Genomic DNA, 14,778 nt, shown 5'->3' with positions numbered 1-14,778 from the left:
TAATTATTTTTATTTATGCAACCACTAGTTTCCATTATCATTCCTACATTTAATAGAGCTCATGTAATTGGCGAAACATTAAACAGTGTATTATCTCAAACATACTCTAATTGGGAATGTATAATTGTTGATGATGGAAGTACCGATGAAACCTTTAATTTGCTTGCCAAATATTGTGAAAAAGATTCTAGAATTTCTTATTATTTAAGGCCAGTAAAAAGGTTGAAAGGGGCAAATGCCTGCAGGAATTTTGGATTTGAAAATAGTAAAGGAAAGTATATACAATGGTTGGATAGTGATGATTTTCTTTCTGAAAATAAATTAGAAGAACAGGTTTTATTAATGAAAGAGGATTCTTCAAATTTAATTACATCAATTTGGGGTAGGTTTACAAATCCAAATAAACTAATCACATATTCGAATTACTCTAGTTTTAATGATTTTGATAACATTAGGGGGTTTTTAAATGCATTAGCAATATCTAAAGGGTATTTCCCTATTCATGCCTACTTAATGAGTAGAGACGTTGTTATGAAATCTGGAGGATGGGATGAAAGTTTAATTGTCAATCAAGATGGGGAATTTATGTCTCGAATTTTCAAATATGTGAATAAATTTTATTGTGCAATAAATACTTCGGTTTTTTACAAACAAAATGATGGTAACTCAACAAGTATTTATAGCAGTATTGAAAAAGCAGAGGCGGCTATTAAAATTTGGCGTAAAATATCTAAGAGACTTAAAAATGAAAGTAAATCTTATGTTTTTAATAATAAAAAATTACTATATAAAAATATTAAAATAACCTATCCAGGGCTGGTTTATAAAAATTTATACTTTTTTGTAGATGTATTTCTATACAATTGGTATCAGACTTCCTTAATTCGTAGGTTAATAATAAAAATAAATAAATTTTTTATTAGTAAAAAATAGTTTAGATGTCTCAATTAATATCAATAATAATTCCATGTTTTAATCAAAGTATTTGGTTAGCCGAAACTTTAGAGTCTGTTTATAAGCAGACCTATGTTCATTGGGAATGTTTGATTGTTAATGATGGATCCACAGACAAAACTGAAGAGGTTGCAAAAAATTGGGCTGTAAAAGATGATAGATTTATTTATATTACTCAGCCTAACCTTGGAGTTTCAGTTGCTAGAAATACAGGGATCACATTATCAAAAGGTAGTATTGTTTTGTGTTTGGATGCCGATGATTTAATTTCAAAAGATTATATTCAATTGGCTATAGCAGCGTTTTTACAAAATCCTAGTTTATCTTTAGTGTATAGTGAAGCGGAAAAGTTTGGAGAAAAGAGAGGTAAATGGATTTTACCAGAATATTCTTTACAAAGAATGGCAGAGTCAAATATTATTTTTAATGCGGCTTTTTTTAAGAAAGAAGATTGGAAAAGAGTTGGAGGCTATGACGAAAAAATGAAAGAAGGTCTAGAAGATTGGGAGTTTTGGATTCATATTTTAAAAAACGGTGCTAAAGTTTATCAAATACCAAAAGTATGTTTCTTTTATCGTATCAATAACCAATCAAGAAATCGCTCAATCATATTTAATAATTATAAAATACTTTACGAGTATATTTCAAAAAAGCATATTGATTTTTTTATAAAAAATATTGGAACTTATCCAGAACTAGTAAAAAAAATGAATAAGATGAAACGTGAATTTGAAGCGTTAAAGTATAGTAGAAAAAATGCATTGAAAGTAATATTTAATACACTTATTTTTAGAAAAAGAAAAGGTTAAAGCTTAATGATAAAAGTTTTTTGCATTATTGTGTCTTATAACGCTATGCCATGGATAGAACGTTGCTTGCTTGCAATAGGCAATCAAGCAGAAGTTATTATGGTTGATAATAATTCTAAAGATGAAACTATCGCTTTTGTGAATTCTAATTTTCCTAATGTTTTGATTTTTCCGCAATCTACTAATTTGGGGTTTGGTAAAGCTAATAATTTAGGAGTTTCAGAAGGGTTAAAACGCGGTGCAACTCATGTGTTTTTAATTAATCAAGATGTCTATATTCAGCCAAATACGGTTTCAGAATTAGTCGCGTTTAATTTAGATAATCCAACTTATGGTTTACTAAGTCCAATTCATTACAATGGAAAGAGCACAGAATTGGATTTTCAGTTTTCAAAATACATAACAAATTCACCCTTATTTACAAATCAATTTTTTAATAAAGAAGCTAATCCAAAAGTGTTAGATGTGTTTTTTATTAATGCCGCTGCTTGGTTAGTTTCAAAAGCTTGTTTAAGTAAAGTTGGAGGATTCGATCCTATGTTTTTTCATTATGGTGAAGATGAGAACTATTGTCAACGCGCTCGATTTCATAATATTAAAATCGGTGTTATAAATTCTACTTTTATTAGTCACGATAGAGAGGAAAGGGAATCTAAACCCAAGATTAAATTTACTGATAGATATTACACAGCTTATAAAAAGTTTATAGGTTTAAAATATGCTAATATTAATATGCCATTTAAACAAAAAGAATATAGAACAGAATTTTTTAAAGCTTTAAAAAATATTGTAAAATCTTTAGTAAAATTAAATTTTAAAGAGGTTAAGGGATATTATAAAAAACTTAGCTTAGCAAAGCAAACTAAGAAAGAAATTTTGAATAGTAGATTTATTAACAAAAGTAAAGGTTTTCACTATATTTCATGAGTATTTTAGTTAGTGTAATAATACCAACGTACAATCGAGGTCACCTTATATTGGATACATTAAAAAGTGTTCAGAAACAATCGCATCTTGATTTTGAGTGTTTTATTGTAGACGATCATTCTACCGACAATACTCAAGATGTTGTTACGCAATTTTGTTTAAAAAACTCTAAATTTCATTATTTAAAACGTCCAGGTAATCGTTTAAAAGGCGCTAATGCATGCCGAAATTTTGGATTACAAAATAGTAATGGAATGTATGTAAATTGGCTTGATAGTGATGATTTAATGGCTGTTAATCATCTAGAAGAACATTTAGCCATTCACCATAAAGATGAACATATTATTGCATCGGTATCAATTGCAGGAACTTTTAAGAAAATTATGGGAGACAGAGAAGAAAATTGGTCTGCTATTTTTTCAAAAAATGATTTAATTGAAGATATGTTAACATCAAAAGTTAGTTGGCAAACTGCAGCTGTGTTATGGAAAAAAGAAGCATTACCAATAAGACCATTTAGAGAAGAGCTATCTAGTTCGCAAGAATGGACCTTTCATTTATCGCAAGTTATTGATGGGTTAAGGTTTGATAGTTTTAATTCGAAAACTATATATGTAAGAAGGCACCAAGACCGTATTGGTAATGAGGTTTCGGAAAAAAAATTTAAATCATCTTTTACATCAAGGTATATTATATTTAATTTACTCTGGAAAAAAAATAGACTAAGCAAACCGTATCAAAAAGCATTACTTAATAAAATGTTTCAAGCAATTAAAAAAGCTATTTATTATAAGTTCGATAATTTAGTATTTAAACAAATTTTAGGCCTATTATCTGTTTTTTTTAAAACTAGTTTTAAATGGAAGCTTATTAAAATTATTTTTTTCTATATTCCAATTTATAGACTTACAAATCGAGGAGAAACACTATTTAAGATATGAGTAATACATCTTCGAAAATATTAATAATTACAGAGTCTTTGGATGTTAATGCTAACAGTGCAGCTAAAGGGCGCTTAGCTTTTATACATAGCTTTAAAGCAGCTGGTTTTAACCCAGAGGTATATCATTTCACGCAAAAGAATATTGAAATTGATAACGTAAAAAATACAGCTATCCACGAGTCTAAATTTAACTTAATGTATCTATTAAGTAGGTTACATAGGTTAATTCACCGTTGGCTAAAGCTAGATATAGGCAATATATCGAGCTCTGTTTTTGGTTTTTCATTTGGTTTCTTTAACGACAGGAATAGTATATACAAGGCCATTAAACATATAGATATTAATCACTATAATATGGTATGGACCTTTAGTCAAGGCTCTAGTTTTCGTTCGCATGCCGCCTTATTAAAACTTCCAGAATGGCATAATAAATGGTTTGCTTTTGTACATGACCCATACCCTCATCATTTATATCCTAGGCCATATAATTATATAGAATATGGTTATAAAAAAAAGCGCTACTTTTTTATGGATATAACTAAAAAAGCCTATAAAGTTGTTTTTCCTAGTTTACTTCTTAAAGAGTGGATGGAGAGTTATTATGTAGAAATTAAAGATAAGAGCCTTATAATTCCGCACCCTTTAGTTATTAATAAGACCCAACCAGAAAATATACCAGAGTATTTTGATCTAAATAAGTTTAATATATTACATGCTGGTAATTTATTAAACTTAAGAGATCCGGCTCCTTTAATTGAAGCCTACAAGCAATTTTTAAATATTAATCCGGAAGCTAAGCAAGATTCTGCTTTATTATTTATTGGGAAAAAATCTGTTTTTCAGGAGTATTTAAATAAAATGCAAAATGAAATACCTCAGTTATATATTAGTAATGGTTATGAGGATTTTGGCAAGGTGTATAACATGCAACAGCAAACAAGTATAAATGTAATTTTAGAAGCAAAATCTGAAATTAGTCCGTTTTTACCAGGTAAATTTCCGCATTGTGTAGCAGCCAATAAGCCTATAGTTTTAATTGGTCCATATTATAGTGAATGTAAGCGGCTCTTAGGAAAAGATTATCCTTATTTAATTGATTTTAATGAAGTAGATAAGTTATCCAACGTAATAGCAGATTTGTATAAAGTATGGAAAAATAAGCCCAATAATTTAAAACTTAATAGGCCCGATTTATTACATTATTTATCGGTTGATTATTCTAAATCGATATTATTAAATGAAAAAAAAGGAAATAGTTAAATGAAAATATTAATGGTATCTATGTCATCTATCCATTTTTTTAGATGGACTAATCAACTTCAAGACGCTGGTCATGAGGTGTATTGGTTTGATATTAATGATGGAGGTCGAACTATTGAAGCTATTTCGTGGGTAAATCAAATTGTAGGATGGAAGCGCAAATGGAATTTTCCTGGACGATTTTTTATTAAAAAAAGATTACCCAAATTATATAAAAAAATACAAATAATTAATGATCGTAAGGCCGCAGATGTGTTTGAGGGTTTGTTAAATGACATAAAACCAGATGTTGTTCAGAGTTTCGTTATGTATATGTCTAGTGTTCCTATATTGCATGTTATGCAAAAAAACAGAAATATAAAATGGATCTATTCTGCATGGGGCAACGATTTGTTTTATTATCAAAATGAAAAAAAATATTTGGAAGGTATTAAACGAACTTTACCTAATATTGATTACTTATTTACAGATTGCGAGCGAGACTATGTTATAGCTAAAAAGTATGGTTTTAGAGGTGAGTTTTTAGGTGCCTTTCCTGGAGGAGGAGGTTACCTTATATCAGAGTACGACGCTTTTAACATACCTTTTGAAGAAAGAAAAACCATTATAATTAAAGGGTATCAGCATAAGTTTGGACGTTGTAACTTGGTTTTAGATGCTATAAAAATGTTGAAAGTTGATTTGTCTGATTTTGATATCGTCGTTTTTTCTGAAAACAACTTAGTAAAAAGCCATGTTGAATCTATTGGTTTAAATACCTGGGAAAACTTTAGCTGCACAGGAAAACTATCACATAAAGACCTACTCAAATTAATGGGACGAAGTTATATTTATATAGGTAATTCAATTTCTGATGGTATGCCTAATACATTACTCGAGGCTATAGTTATGGGAGCATATCCAATTCAATCTAATCCTGGAAGCGCAACAGCCGAAATATTAAGCGATGGGTATAACGGTACTTTAATCAATAATAGTGAAGATGTAAATGGTATTAAAAGTCAAATAAAATATGCAATAAATAATCCTTTGCAAATAGAAAAAGCTTTTTATATAAATAGGGAATTGAGGCAAAAATTAGACTATTCATTTATAAAAAAAGGAGTGTTGGATAAATATGTAGAAATAGAAAAGAATGCTTTAAAAATTCAATAAATGGGACTTACAAAAAACATGTGTGAATTGATTTTAAGTGCTAAGCATAAAAGATACATTAATTTAGATAAAATACTAATGGTGGGGCGCCAAAACCTACACTTAAACCCCAATCAATTAGCCATAAGTTTAGAAAAATTTGAGTATTGTATAGATAATATTTCTAATCTTATAAATAAAGAAAATACCTTTGCAGATGCTTTTTTTAAGGAAATAGGAGGGAAAGATATTCATTCAATTGATGCTTCAAATTACGAAGATGCTACAATTATTCAAGATTTAAATAAACCAATCCCTAATACTTATAAAAACAAGTATACATTTGTATTGGATTCTGGCACTTTAGAGCATGTTTTTAATTTTCCTCAAGCCATTAAAAACTGTATGGAATTAACACAAGTTGGCGGGCATTTTATGGGTATTTACCCTTGTAATAATTTTTTTGGTCATGGGTTTTATCAATTTAGTTCAGAGCTTTTTTATAGAGTGTTATGCAAAGAAAATGGATTCGAATTAATTGATGTTGTTATTTTTGTAGATGATTTAGATACGACTTTTTATAATGTGCCCGATACTAGTGTAAAGCATCAACGTATTCAGTTTACAAATACAAAACCAGTTTATATTTATGTATTAGCCAAAAAAATAGAAGATACAACCTTGTTTGATAACCAACCATTACAAATGGATTACGCACAATTAAAATGGAAGGGGCAGAGGTCTAGTTTAAAAAATGAAGTAAAACGAAAACCTTTAAAAAAATATTTGCCTCAATATTTAAAAAATATATTAAAGGCATTAGCAAATAAGACACAAAAGCCTGATAGTATTCATTTTAATAAACCATATTTTTCAATTTATAATTTAAAATGATTACTACTTTCTCAATAATTTATGCTTTCAGGAATAGAGAACCCAATAGGATTAGGTTGTCTTTATTGTCACTTAAAAACCAGACTTCTAAGAATTTTGAAGTCGTTTTTATCGATTATGGAAGCACCTCTTATTATTCAAAACCAATAAAAGAGGTTGTTGAAAGTTTTGAGTTTGTATCTTACTATTATGTTGGTCATGAAGGTTTATTGTGGAATAAAAGTAAAGCGCTTAATTATGGTTTAACCAAAGCTAAAACAAGTGCTATTTTTATTGCAGATGTAGATGTAATTGTAGCTCCTAGTTTTGCAGAAACTATAGCATCTTTAATTAAGACAAATCAATTCTCTTTATTTAAAATTGGATATTTGCCAGAAAATATAAGTCCAAAAGTTATAGAAATCTCAAATTTTAAAGAGTTAAAGGCAAAGCATTTTGGCGATACATTTGGAGTAGGCTTATTTCCTAAAAAAGCATTGCAAAAAGTCGGTGGATTAGATGAGTTTTTTCATTTTTATGGTTCGGAAGATGAAGATTTAAATTTTAGATTAATAGTCTCGGGTTGTAAATTAAATAGATGTGAGTTACATGTTTTGCTTCATCAATGGCATGAAAGATATCCGCAAAAACTTAAAGAGCAATTAACTATTTCACCAAGATTAACTAATATTCAGCGAATAAATCAAAGGCATTATTTAAGGCATAAAGAAAAGCAAGAATTTCAGTTAAATGATGTTCAAGATAGAAAATATTATACCCCATCAGATTATAATACGCTAAGTAAACCTTCAGAAGTTATAGAAATAGAAAATATTGAGGCTCATGTTAATCATTTTTTAAATTATGAATTACCGCTTGTTAATTCTATGATTCTAAAAGTTGTGTTTAAGGAATCTCATTATTCAACAACATCAAAATACAAACTAAAAAAAGCTTTAAATAAGCAAACGCAACCCTATCTGTCAATGAAACAGGTTAACGATTTCATTCTACAAAAAATTCTATTTAATTATAGGGATCACAATTACAAGTATCAAGTCGCTAAAGATTTAAAAACCATAGAATTTACTATAGATTTAAGACAATAATGAGTAAAAGGAAAAAAATACAATTGTTTTGGTGGAGTGAGTCCTTGCTAATGGAGAAGGATAAAGAAAACTATGGAGATGTTTTAGGAAAATACTTGGTTGAAAAAATTTCCAAACAGAATGTATCTTTTGTGTACCCTAAAAGGTTTCGAGTTTTCAATTTTTGGCAGCCTATATATGTGACCGCGGGGAGTATTTTAGCCCATGTTAACAAAAAATGTATTGTTTGGGGGAGTGGCATTATTACTAAAAATCAAGAGGTAAAAGCCGCAAAGTTTTTGGCAGTAAGAGGTCCAGAAACAAGGAATGCTTTAATAAACCAAGGTTATGTGGTGCCAGAAGTGTTTGGTGATCCGGCGTTGTTATTACCAGATTATTACAATCCGGTTATAACTAAAACTCATAAAATAGGTGTTATTCCACATTATGTAGATTATGAGTTTGTTAAAGCAAAATATGGTCATTTAAATAATGTGTTGATAATTGATTTAATGACGAATAATATAGAGAAAACAACCAATCAAATATTGCAATGTAATTATATTATGTCTTCGTCACTTCATGGAATTATAGTATCGCATACGTACAATATACCGGCCTTATGGATCAAGTTTTCTGATAAATTATTTGGTGATAATATTAAGTTTGTAGACTATTTTAAGTCGGTAGAAATAGCGCCTTACATTCCTATGGCTAATGACGTTTTGTTAGATAACGATGCACTAGGTAAATTATTTCAAAAAGAAGAAGCTTTACCAAAACAAGGTGTTATTAGTAAGCTTAAAGTGGGTTTAATGGGCGTTTGTCCATTTAAGTAGTTTAAAATATGCAACAAAATAGGTTTTCCTTTTATCACGGTCATTTTAATTATTAAATTGCCATGTTTCATAACAAGAATTTATAATTATGAGTTTTTTAATAGCCGAAATTGGTCAAGCACATAATGGAAGTATAGATGTTGCGCATAGTTATATTGATGCTATAGCACAAACAGGTGTAAATGCTATTAAGTTTCAAACACATATAGCCGAGGCCGAAAGTAGTATTTACGAGCCTTTTCGAGTAAAATTTTCCGATCAAGATGCAACACGTTTTGATTATTGGAAGCGTATGGAGTTTACTCTTGCAGAATGGAAAGGACTTAAGCAGCATTGTGATGAGGTTGGAATTGAGTTTATGAGTTCGCCGTTTAGCAATGCCGCAGTTGATTTACTAGAAGAGGTTGGTGTTAAACGATACAAAATTGGTTCAGGTGAAGTAACAAATTTTTTACTATTAGAGCGTATTTCAAGAACTAACAAGCCTGTTATATTATCATCAGGGATGAGTTCGTATATTGAGTTGGATAAAGCTGTTAATTTTATGATTGAAAAAGGCATAGAATTAGCCGTTTTGCAATGTACTACAGCATATCCAACTGAACCCAAGGAGTATGGGTTAAACGTTATTACAGAGCTAAAAAAAAGATATAATATTCCGGTAGGTTTTTCAGATCATTCTGCTAAAATTGAAACCTGCATTGCGGCTAAAGTTTTAGGTGCCGAAATATTGGAATTTCATGCCGTTTTAAATAAAGAGGTTTTTGGGCCAGATACCACATCATCTCTAACTATTGAGGAAATTAGAGAGTTAGTTAAAGCCGTTAGAAATATTGAAGTAGCCAATCAATCTCCAATTGATAAAAATGATATAAGTAAGTTTTCAGAATTAAAATTAATTTTCGAGAAATCATTAGCAGTAAATAAAGACCTTGTAAAAGGCAATATCATTAAATTTGAGGATTTAGAAGCAAAAAAACCTGCTAATAGAGGTATTAGTGCCTTACAATTTAAAAATATTATTGGAGCAACACTTAAACGTAATATGTCTAAGTGGGAGTTTTTAAAAGAAGAGGATATATGAATATAAGAGAAATAGCAAAACAAAATCATTTAAAGTTTAGTGCTTTTGAGGGGTCTCAACATATTGCTAGTGAATTTGCTATTTATAAGTTACTAGAAGTTACTAAGAAATTTAAAAGATTATCTATTCTAGAAGTTGGTTTGGGTATTGGTAGTATTTCTGATACTATTTTAAATAATAATAAAACAGAGAATATGTGCTATGTAGGTACAGAAAACAACTCGTTTTGTTTAGAAAGTTTAAAGAAAAATTTAAATGAAAAAAATTATAATACTTTAACGGTTTTACCAGGAATTGATAAAGTGTTTGAATTAAGAAAAAAGTTTGATTTAGTAATAGTTGATGGAAGTTATGATAACATTTTAAGCTTATCAAGTCAATTAGAATCTGATGCCATAATAGCAATAGAAGGCGATAGAATAACGCAAGTAAATGATCTAAAAACCTTGTTTCCTAAGGCTAAGTTTGTACACTCAATAAGTTTGAGGAAAAACAATCCTAATGGTGTTGGCCTACCAGGGCATTGGCAAGGGGGTATTAAATTACTTTTTTTAAATCCAAATAATAGTCAATTAGTATATTGTTTTACAGAGAAAGTTAAAACAAAGCTAATTAATATGTACAGAAAATATTTAAATTAAAAATGGCAAAGCGTAAAATTTGTGTTGTAATTACAGCAAGACCCTCTTACAGCAGAATAAAAACGGCATTAACAGCAATAAAAAACCATGCAGATTTAGAGTTGCAATTAGTTATAGCAGGATCAGCATTACTAGACCGTTATGGGAATGCTGTCCATTACATCGAAAAAGATGGATTTAAAATTGATGCCAAAGTTTTTATGGTATTGGAAGGAGAGAATAAAACCTCTATGGCTAAAACTACCGGTTTGGGTGTTATGGAATTGGCAACTGTTTTTTATAACTTAAAACCTGATGCTGTAGTTACTATTGCTGATCGTTTTGAAACTATTGCAACTTCTATTGCTGCCGCATATCAAAATATACCTTTGGTGCATATTCAGGGAGGAGAAGTTACAGGTAATATTGATGAAAAAGTAAGGCATGCCAATACTAAGTTAGCCGATATTCATTTAGTTGCTTCGGCCGATGCTAAAGCTCGTTTACTAAAAATGGGTGAAGAGGATAATTATATATTTAATACAGGTTGTCCCTCAATAGATATTGCCATGAATGTTCAAAAATCACCAAAATTAAATTTTGATCCTATAATTAAATATGGTGGTGTAGGGAAGGATATCAATTGGGAAAACGGCTATATGGTTGTTATGCAACATCCTGTAACCACCGAGTACGATGAAGCAAGAACCCATGTTACAACCACTTTGAAGGTTGTACATGAATTGGGTATTCCAACATTTTGGTTTTGGCCAAATGTGGATGCTGGTGCAGATGGAACATCAAACGGAATACGTTCTTACCGTGAAAAACACCAACCAGAAAATATTCATTTTTTCAAGAATATGGTTCCCGATGATTTTTTAAGGTTATTATTAAACAGTAAATGTTTAATAGGTAACTCAAGTGTTGGTATTAGGGAGTGCGCTTTTTTAGGAGTGCCAGTAGTAAATATTGGAACACGGCAAAATGGAAGAGCACGCGGAGAAAATGTTATGGATGTTTCTTATAACAGTGAAGGTATTTTAAAAGGTATTGAAAATAGACTAGAAAAGGCTGAAAATATTAAGCAAAGTGATATTTATGGAGTAGGAGATTCGGGAATGAAAATTGCTGATATTTTGGCTACAGTTAAACTTCGTTTTCATAAAACTATTACCTACTAATGAGGATTTTAGGAATTATACCAGCACGTGGAGGATCTAAAACGGTTCCTGGAAAAAATATTAAACTTTTAGACGGAAAGCCTTTACTGCAATATACCGTGGATGTAGCAAATAAGTCGGAATATCTGTCCAAATTAATTTTAAGCTCAGATGATGATGCTATAATAAAAGTAGCTCAGAAATTAAATTTGGAGGTGCCATTTAAAAGACCATCAGATTTAGCACAGGATAATTCACCTACATTACCAGTTATACAGCATGCTTTAAATTTTTATAAGAAGCAAGGTATTCAATTTGATGCTGTATGTTTATTACAAGTTACAAGTCCTTTTAAAACAACAAGATTTTTAGATGAGGCTATTAAAAAATTTATTGAAAGTGATACAGATGCACTAGTATCTGTAAAAAAAGTGCCAGACGAATATAATCCACATTGGACCTTTAAAGTTAATGATACTGGTAACTTAATAATTTCAACAGGAGAAAATAATATTATTCCTAGACGCCAAGATTTACCAGTAACATATCATAGAGATGGTATAATTTATTTAACAAAAACGGATGTGGTTTTAGAGCAAGACTCTTTGTATGGCAATACCTTGACATATATACAATCTCCATTACATGTTGATGTTAATATAGATACTATGGCCGATTGGGTAAAAGCAGAAAATTATTTAAAAAGCAATAAAAAATAAAAGTGTGACCAAACCAAAAACCAAAATATTAGTTCTTTTAACCGATGGTGTAAGCTTAAGGAATTTTGCTTATACAAATTTTTATAAATATGGAGAACAGAATAATTTTGATATTGTTTTTTGGAACAACACATCCTTCAATTTAAATGATTTAGGTATTAACCAAATAGAATTATCTAATTCTCGATTACACAAATACACCACCATTTTAAAAAATGTACGTAAGCGTATCGAACTTAATTGTTATAAGAAAAGGTTTAACGATCCTATTTATTTAAAGTATTCTTTTTCGTTACCATTTAACGGCTTAAAAAATAGTTTTAAAAGCCTTATCACTAAACTTTTAATATTTCTATTCAATTCAGAAAAAGGATTACAACTTGTAAGAAATCAAATAAATAAATTAGAATCTAGTACGGCCTATTACCAATCTTGTATTGCACTATTGGAAAGTTATAAGCCGGATGTAGTTTATTGTACAAGTCAGCGTTCTGCTTTGGCTATCGCACCGATTTTAGCAGCAAAATCGTTGCAAATACCAACTATTGGCTTTATTTATTCTTGGGATAATTTACCTAAGGCTACTGTAGATGTTCAAACAGATTTCTACCATGTGTGGAGTAAATACATGAAAAATGAACTTTTAAAGTACCAGCCATTTGTAGTAGATAATCAAGTGCAAGTTACTGGAACTCCGCAATTTGAGCCTCATTTTAAAGCAAATAACATTGTGTCTAAGAATACGTTTTATAAACACCATGACTTAAATTTAAATATTACATATTTATGTTATAGTGGAGATGATGTTACAACCTCACCTAAAGACCCATTATATCTAAGAGATGTAGCTTTAGCTTTAAGATTGTTAAATTTAAAAGGATATAATTTAGGGTTAATTTTTAGAAGATGCCCTGTAGATGTATCTAAAAGATATGATGTAGTTATTAAAGAATTTAATGATATAATTACTCCAATAGCGCCAATTTGGAAAAAAGAAGGACACGTTTGGAATACCATTTTTCCAACTGTTCAAGATTCTAAATTGTTGGCAACATTGGCCGCTCATACAGCAATTGTTATTAATTTAGGGTCATCAATGGTTTTTGACTATGCCATACATAAAAAGCCATGTATGTATATGAACTATAATTATTTTAATGCTGAAGAAAAACCAGAAAAAGGAGTTTACGTGTACAATTATGTGCATTTTAGATCTAAACCATCCGAGGAGGCTGTGGTGTGGCTAAATAATCCAGAAGAGATTGCTATAAAAATTGAAAATCTTTTAAAAGCTCCTGAAAGAACCATTAAAGCTGCTCAAGACTGGTTTAATGTTATAAACCATGAATTACCAGAAAATGCATCCAATCGCATCTTGCAAAATATTAGTAAATTATTAATAAAACATTAATAATCAGGACTACTTATGTTTTTTAATTCTATTGCTTTTTTAATATTTCTGCCAACGGTGTTCTTTTTGTATTGGTTTGTACTTAAAAAACGTGTTATATCTCAAAATATACTTTTATTAGTAGCAAGTTATTTTTTTTATGGCTGGTGGGATTATCGTTTTCTAATACTTATTGCACTTAGTACTATTATGGATTTTGTAATTGGCATTACCCTTAAAAATGAAACTGTATTTAAAAAACGAAAAGTTTTATTAGGAATAAGTTTAGTATTTAATTTAGGGATGTTAGGCTTTTTTAAATACTATAATTTCTTTGTTGAGAGTTGGATAAATAGCTGGGAACTTATAGGTGTAAAAATGCATGCATCTACCATGCAAATTATATTACCAGTTGGTATCTCTTTTTATACCTTTCAAACCTTAAGTTATACTATTGATGTATATCGTAAAAAATTAAAACCCACTCATGATTTTGTCAATTTTGCTACTTTTGTTGCTTTCTTTCCTCAGCTTGTAGCTGGGCCTATTGAAAGAGCTACTAATTTACTTCCGCAATTTTCAATACCACGTGTTTTTAATTTTGAAAAAGCTAAATCAGGTATTCACTTAATTATTTGGGGATTATTTAAAAAAGTAGTTATTGCAGATAGTTGTGCAAATTATGTAAATGTGATTTTTGATAACTATGAGGATTTAAATACGTTAACCTTAATCTTAGGAGCTATTTATTTTGCCTTTCAAATTTATGGCGATTTTTCCGGTTATAGTGATATAGCTATTGGTACTTCTAGACTTTTTGGATTTAATTTAATGCAAAATTTTAATTATCCTTATTTCTCTAGGGATGTAGCAGAGTTTTGGAGGCGATGGCACATATCGCTCTCTACATGGTTTAGAGATTATTTATATATTCCGTTAGGAGGATCTCGAACTAGTAAAACAAAGCAACTAAGA

The 14,778-nt window shown here is 29.8% G+C and carries 15 protein-coding genes; all 15 read left to right on the top strand.

Annotated elements, in window-relative coordinates:
- Nucleotides 1-15 precede the first annotated feature (15 nt).
- On the top strand, nt 16-933 hold the full coding sequence (locus tag ABJM36_RS03100; protein ID WP_348449071.1) for a glycosyltransferase family 2 protein: 918 nt from the start codon (nt 16-18) through the stop codon (nt 931-933).
- A gap of 5 nt (nt 934-938) precedes the next feature.
- A complete protein-coding gene (locus ABJM36_RS03095; RefSeq protein ID WP_348449069.1) occupies nt 939-1,763 on the top strand; it encodes a glycosyltransferase in 825 nt (274 codons plus the stop codon).
- A 6-nt stretch (nt 1,764-1,769) separates the two neighbouring features.
- Nucleotides 1,770-2,690, top strand: a complete 921-nt coding sequence (locus tag ABJM36_RS03090) for a glycosyltransferase family 2 protein (protein WP_348449067.1) — start codon at nt 1,770-1,772, stop codon at nt 2,688-2,690.
- A complete protein-coding gene (locus tag ABJM36_RS03085) occupies nt 2,687-3,631 on the top strand; it encodes a glycosyltransferase family 2 protein (RefSeq protein ID WP_348449065.1) in 945 nt (314 codons plus the stop codon). Before ABJM36_RS03090 ends, ABJM36_RS03085 begins: the two co-directional genes overlap by 4 nt.
- Nucleotides 3,628-4,893, top strand: a complete 1,266-nt coding sequence (locus tag ABJM36_RS03080; RefSeq protein WP_348449063.1) for a UDP-glycosyltransferase — start codon at nt 3,628-3,630, stop codon at nt 4,891-4,893. Before ABJM36_RS03085 ends, ABJM36_RS03080 begins: the two co-directional genes overlap by 4 nt.
- Nucleotides 4,894-6,048: a glycosyltransferase gene (locus ABJM36_RS03075; RefSeq protein WP_348449061.1), complete on the top strand. Its 1,155-nt coding sequence runs from the start codon at nt 4,894-4,896 to the stop codon at nt 6,046-6,048.
- Nucleotides 6,049-6,921: a hypothetical protein gene (locus ABJM36_RS03070; protein WP_348449059.1), complete on the top strand. Its 873-nt coding sequence runs from the start codon at nt 6,049-6,051 to the stop codon at nt 6,919-6,921. It abuts the gene before it with no gap.
- Nucleotides 6,918-8,009 carry a glycosyltransferase gene (locus ABJM36_RS03065; protein ID WP_348449057.1) on the top strand — a complete coding sequence of 364 codons (1,092 nt, stop codon included), beginning with the start codon at nt 6,918-6,920 and terminating at the stop codon, nt 8,007-8,009. Before ABJM36_RS03070 ends, ABJM36_RS03065 begins: the two co-directional genes overlap by 4 nt.
- Entirely contained in the window at nt 8,009-8,827 is an 819-nt protein-coding gene (locus ABJM36_RS03060) for a polysaccharide pyruvyl transferase family protein (RefSeq protein WP_348449055.1), read from the top strand. Before ABJM36_RS03065 ends, ABJM36_RS03060 begins: the two co-directional genes overlap by 1 nt.
- An 88-nt stretch (nt 8,828-8,915) precedes the next feature.
- Nucleotides 8,916-9,911, top strand: coding sequence for an N-acetylneuraminate synthase family protein (locus ABJM36_RS03055; RefSeq protein WP_348449053.1), 996 nt, complete (start codon nt 8,916-8,918; stop codon nt 9,909-9,911).
- On the top strand, nt 9,908-10,552 hold the full coding sequence (locus tag ABJM36_RS03050) for a hypothetical protein (RefSeq protein WP_348449051.1): 645 nt from the start codon (nt 9,908-9,910) through the stop codon (nt 10,550-10,552). The genes ABJM36_RS03055 and ABJM36_RS03050 overlap by 4 nt, the downstream gene beginning before the upstream one ends.
- 2 nt (nt 10,553-10,554) lie before the next feature.
- Nucleotides 10,555-11,715: a UDP-N-acetylglucosamine 2-epimerase gene (gene neuC, locus ABJM36_RS03045; RefSeq protein WP_348449049.1), complete on the top strand. Its 1,161-nt coding sequence runs from the start codon at nt 10,555-10,557 to the stop codon at nt 11,713-11,715.
- On the top strand, nt 11,715-12,413 hold the full coding sequence (locus tag ABJM36_RS03040; RefSeq protein WP_348449047.1) for an acylneuraminate cytidylyltransferase family protein: 699 nt from the start codon (nt 11,715-11,717) through the stop codon (nt 12,411-12,413). The genes neuC and ABJM36_RS03040 overlap by 1 nt, the downstream gene beginning before the upstream one ends.
- Nucleotides 12,414-12,417: 4 nt before the next feature.
- Complete coding sequence (locus ABJM36_RS03035) at nt 12,418-13,824, top strand: UDP-glycosyltransferase (protein WP_348449045.1); 1,407 nt, start codon at nt 12,418-12,420, stop codon at nt 13,822-13,824.
- A gap of 15 nt (nt 13,825-13,839) precedes the next feature.
- Nucleotides 13,840-14,778, top strand: a 939-nt coding sequence (locus tag ABJM36_RS03030; protein ID WP_348449043.1) for an MBOAT family O-acyltransferase, incomplete at its 3' end; no start/stop codon positions are given.

This window comes from Algibacter sp., assembly GCF_039977455.1.
In the GTDB taxonomy this organism is placed as follows: domain Bacteria; phylum Bacteroidota; class Bacteroidia; order Flavobacteriales; family Flavobacteriaceae; genus Algibacter_B.
This window is presented reverse-complemented; position numbering and strand designations above follow the sequence as displayed.

Excerpts from the sequence above, each read along its gene's own strand:
- ABJM36_RS03100 (WP_348449071.1), top strand. The coding sequence starts at position 16 with ATGCAACCACTAGTTTCCATTATCATTCCTACATTTAATAGAGCTCAT.
- ABJM36_RS03095 (WP_348449069.1), top strand. The coding sequence starts at position 939 with ATGTCTCAATTAATATCAATAATAATTCCATGTTTTAATCAAAGTATT.
- ABJM36_RS03090 (WP_348449067.1), top strand. The coding sequence starts at position 1,770 with ATGATAAAAGTTTTTTGCATTATTGTGTCTTATAACGCTATGCCATGG.
- ABJM36_RS03085 (WP_348449065.1), top strand. The coding sequence starts at position 2,687 with ATGAGTATTTTAGTTAGTGTAATAATACCAACGTACAATCGAGGTCAC.
- ABJM36_RS03080 (WP_348449063.1), top strand. The coding sequence starts at position 3,628 with ATGAGTAATACATCTTCGAAAATATTAATAATTACAGAGTCTTTGGAT.
- ABJM36_RS03075 (WP_348449061.1), top strand. The coding sequence starts at position 4,894 with ATGAAAATATTAATGGTATCTATGTCATCTATCCATTTTTTTAGATGG.
- ABJM36_RS03070 (WP_348449059.1), top strand. The coding sequence starts at position 6,049 with ATGGGACTTACAAAAAACATGTGTGAATTGATTTTAAGTGCTAAGCAT.
- ABJM36_RS03065 (WP_348449057.1), top strand. The coding sequence starts at position 6,918 with ATGATTACTACTTTCTCAATAATTTATGCTTTCAGGAATAGAGAACCC.
- ABJM36_RS03060 (WP_348449055.1), top strand. The coding sequence starts at position 8,009 with ATGAGTAAAAGGAAAAAAATACAATTGTTTTGGTGGAGTGAGTCCTTG.
- ABJM36_RS03055 (WP_348449053.1), top strand. The coding sequence starts at position 8,916 with ATGAGTTTTTTAATAGCCGAAATTGGTCAAGCACATAATGGAAGTATA.
- ABJM36_RS03050 (WP_348449051.1), top strand. The coding sequence starts at position 9,908 with ATGAATATAAGAGAAATAGCAAAACAAAATCATTTAAAGTTTAGTGCT.
- neuC (WP_348449049.1), top strand. The coding sequence starts at position 10,555 with ATGGCAAAGCGTAAAATTTGTGTTGTAATTACAGCAAGACCCTCTTAC.
- ABJM36_RS03040 (WP_348449047.1), top strand. The coding sequence starts at position 11,715 with ATGAGGATTTTAGGAATTATACCAGCACGTGGAGGATCTAAAACGGTT.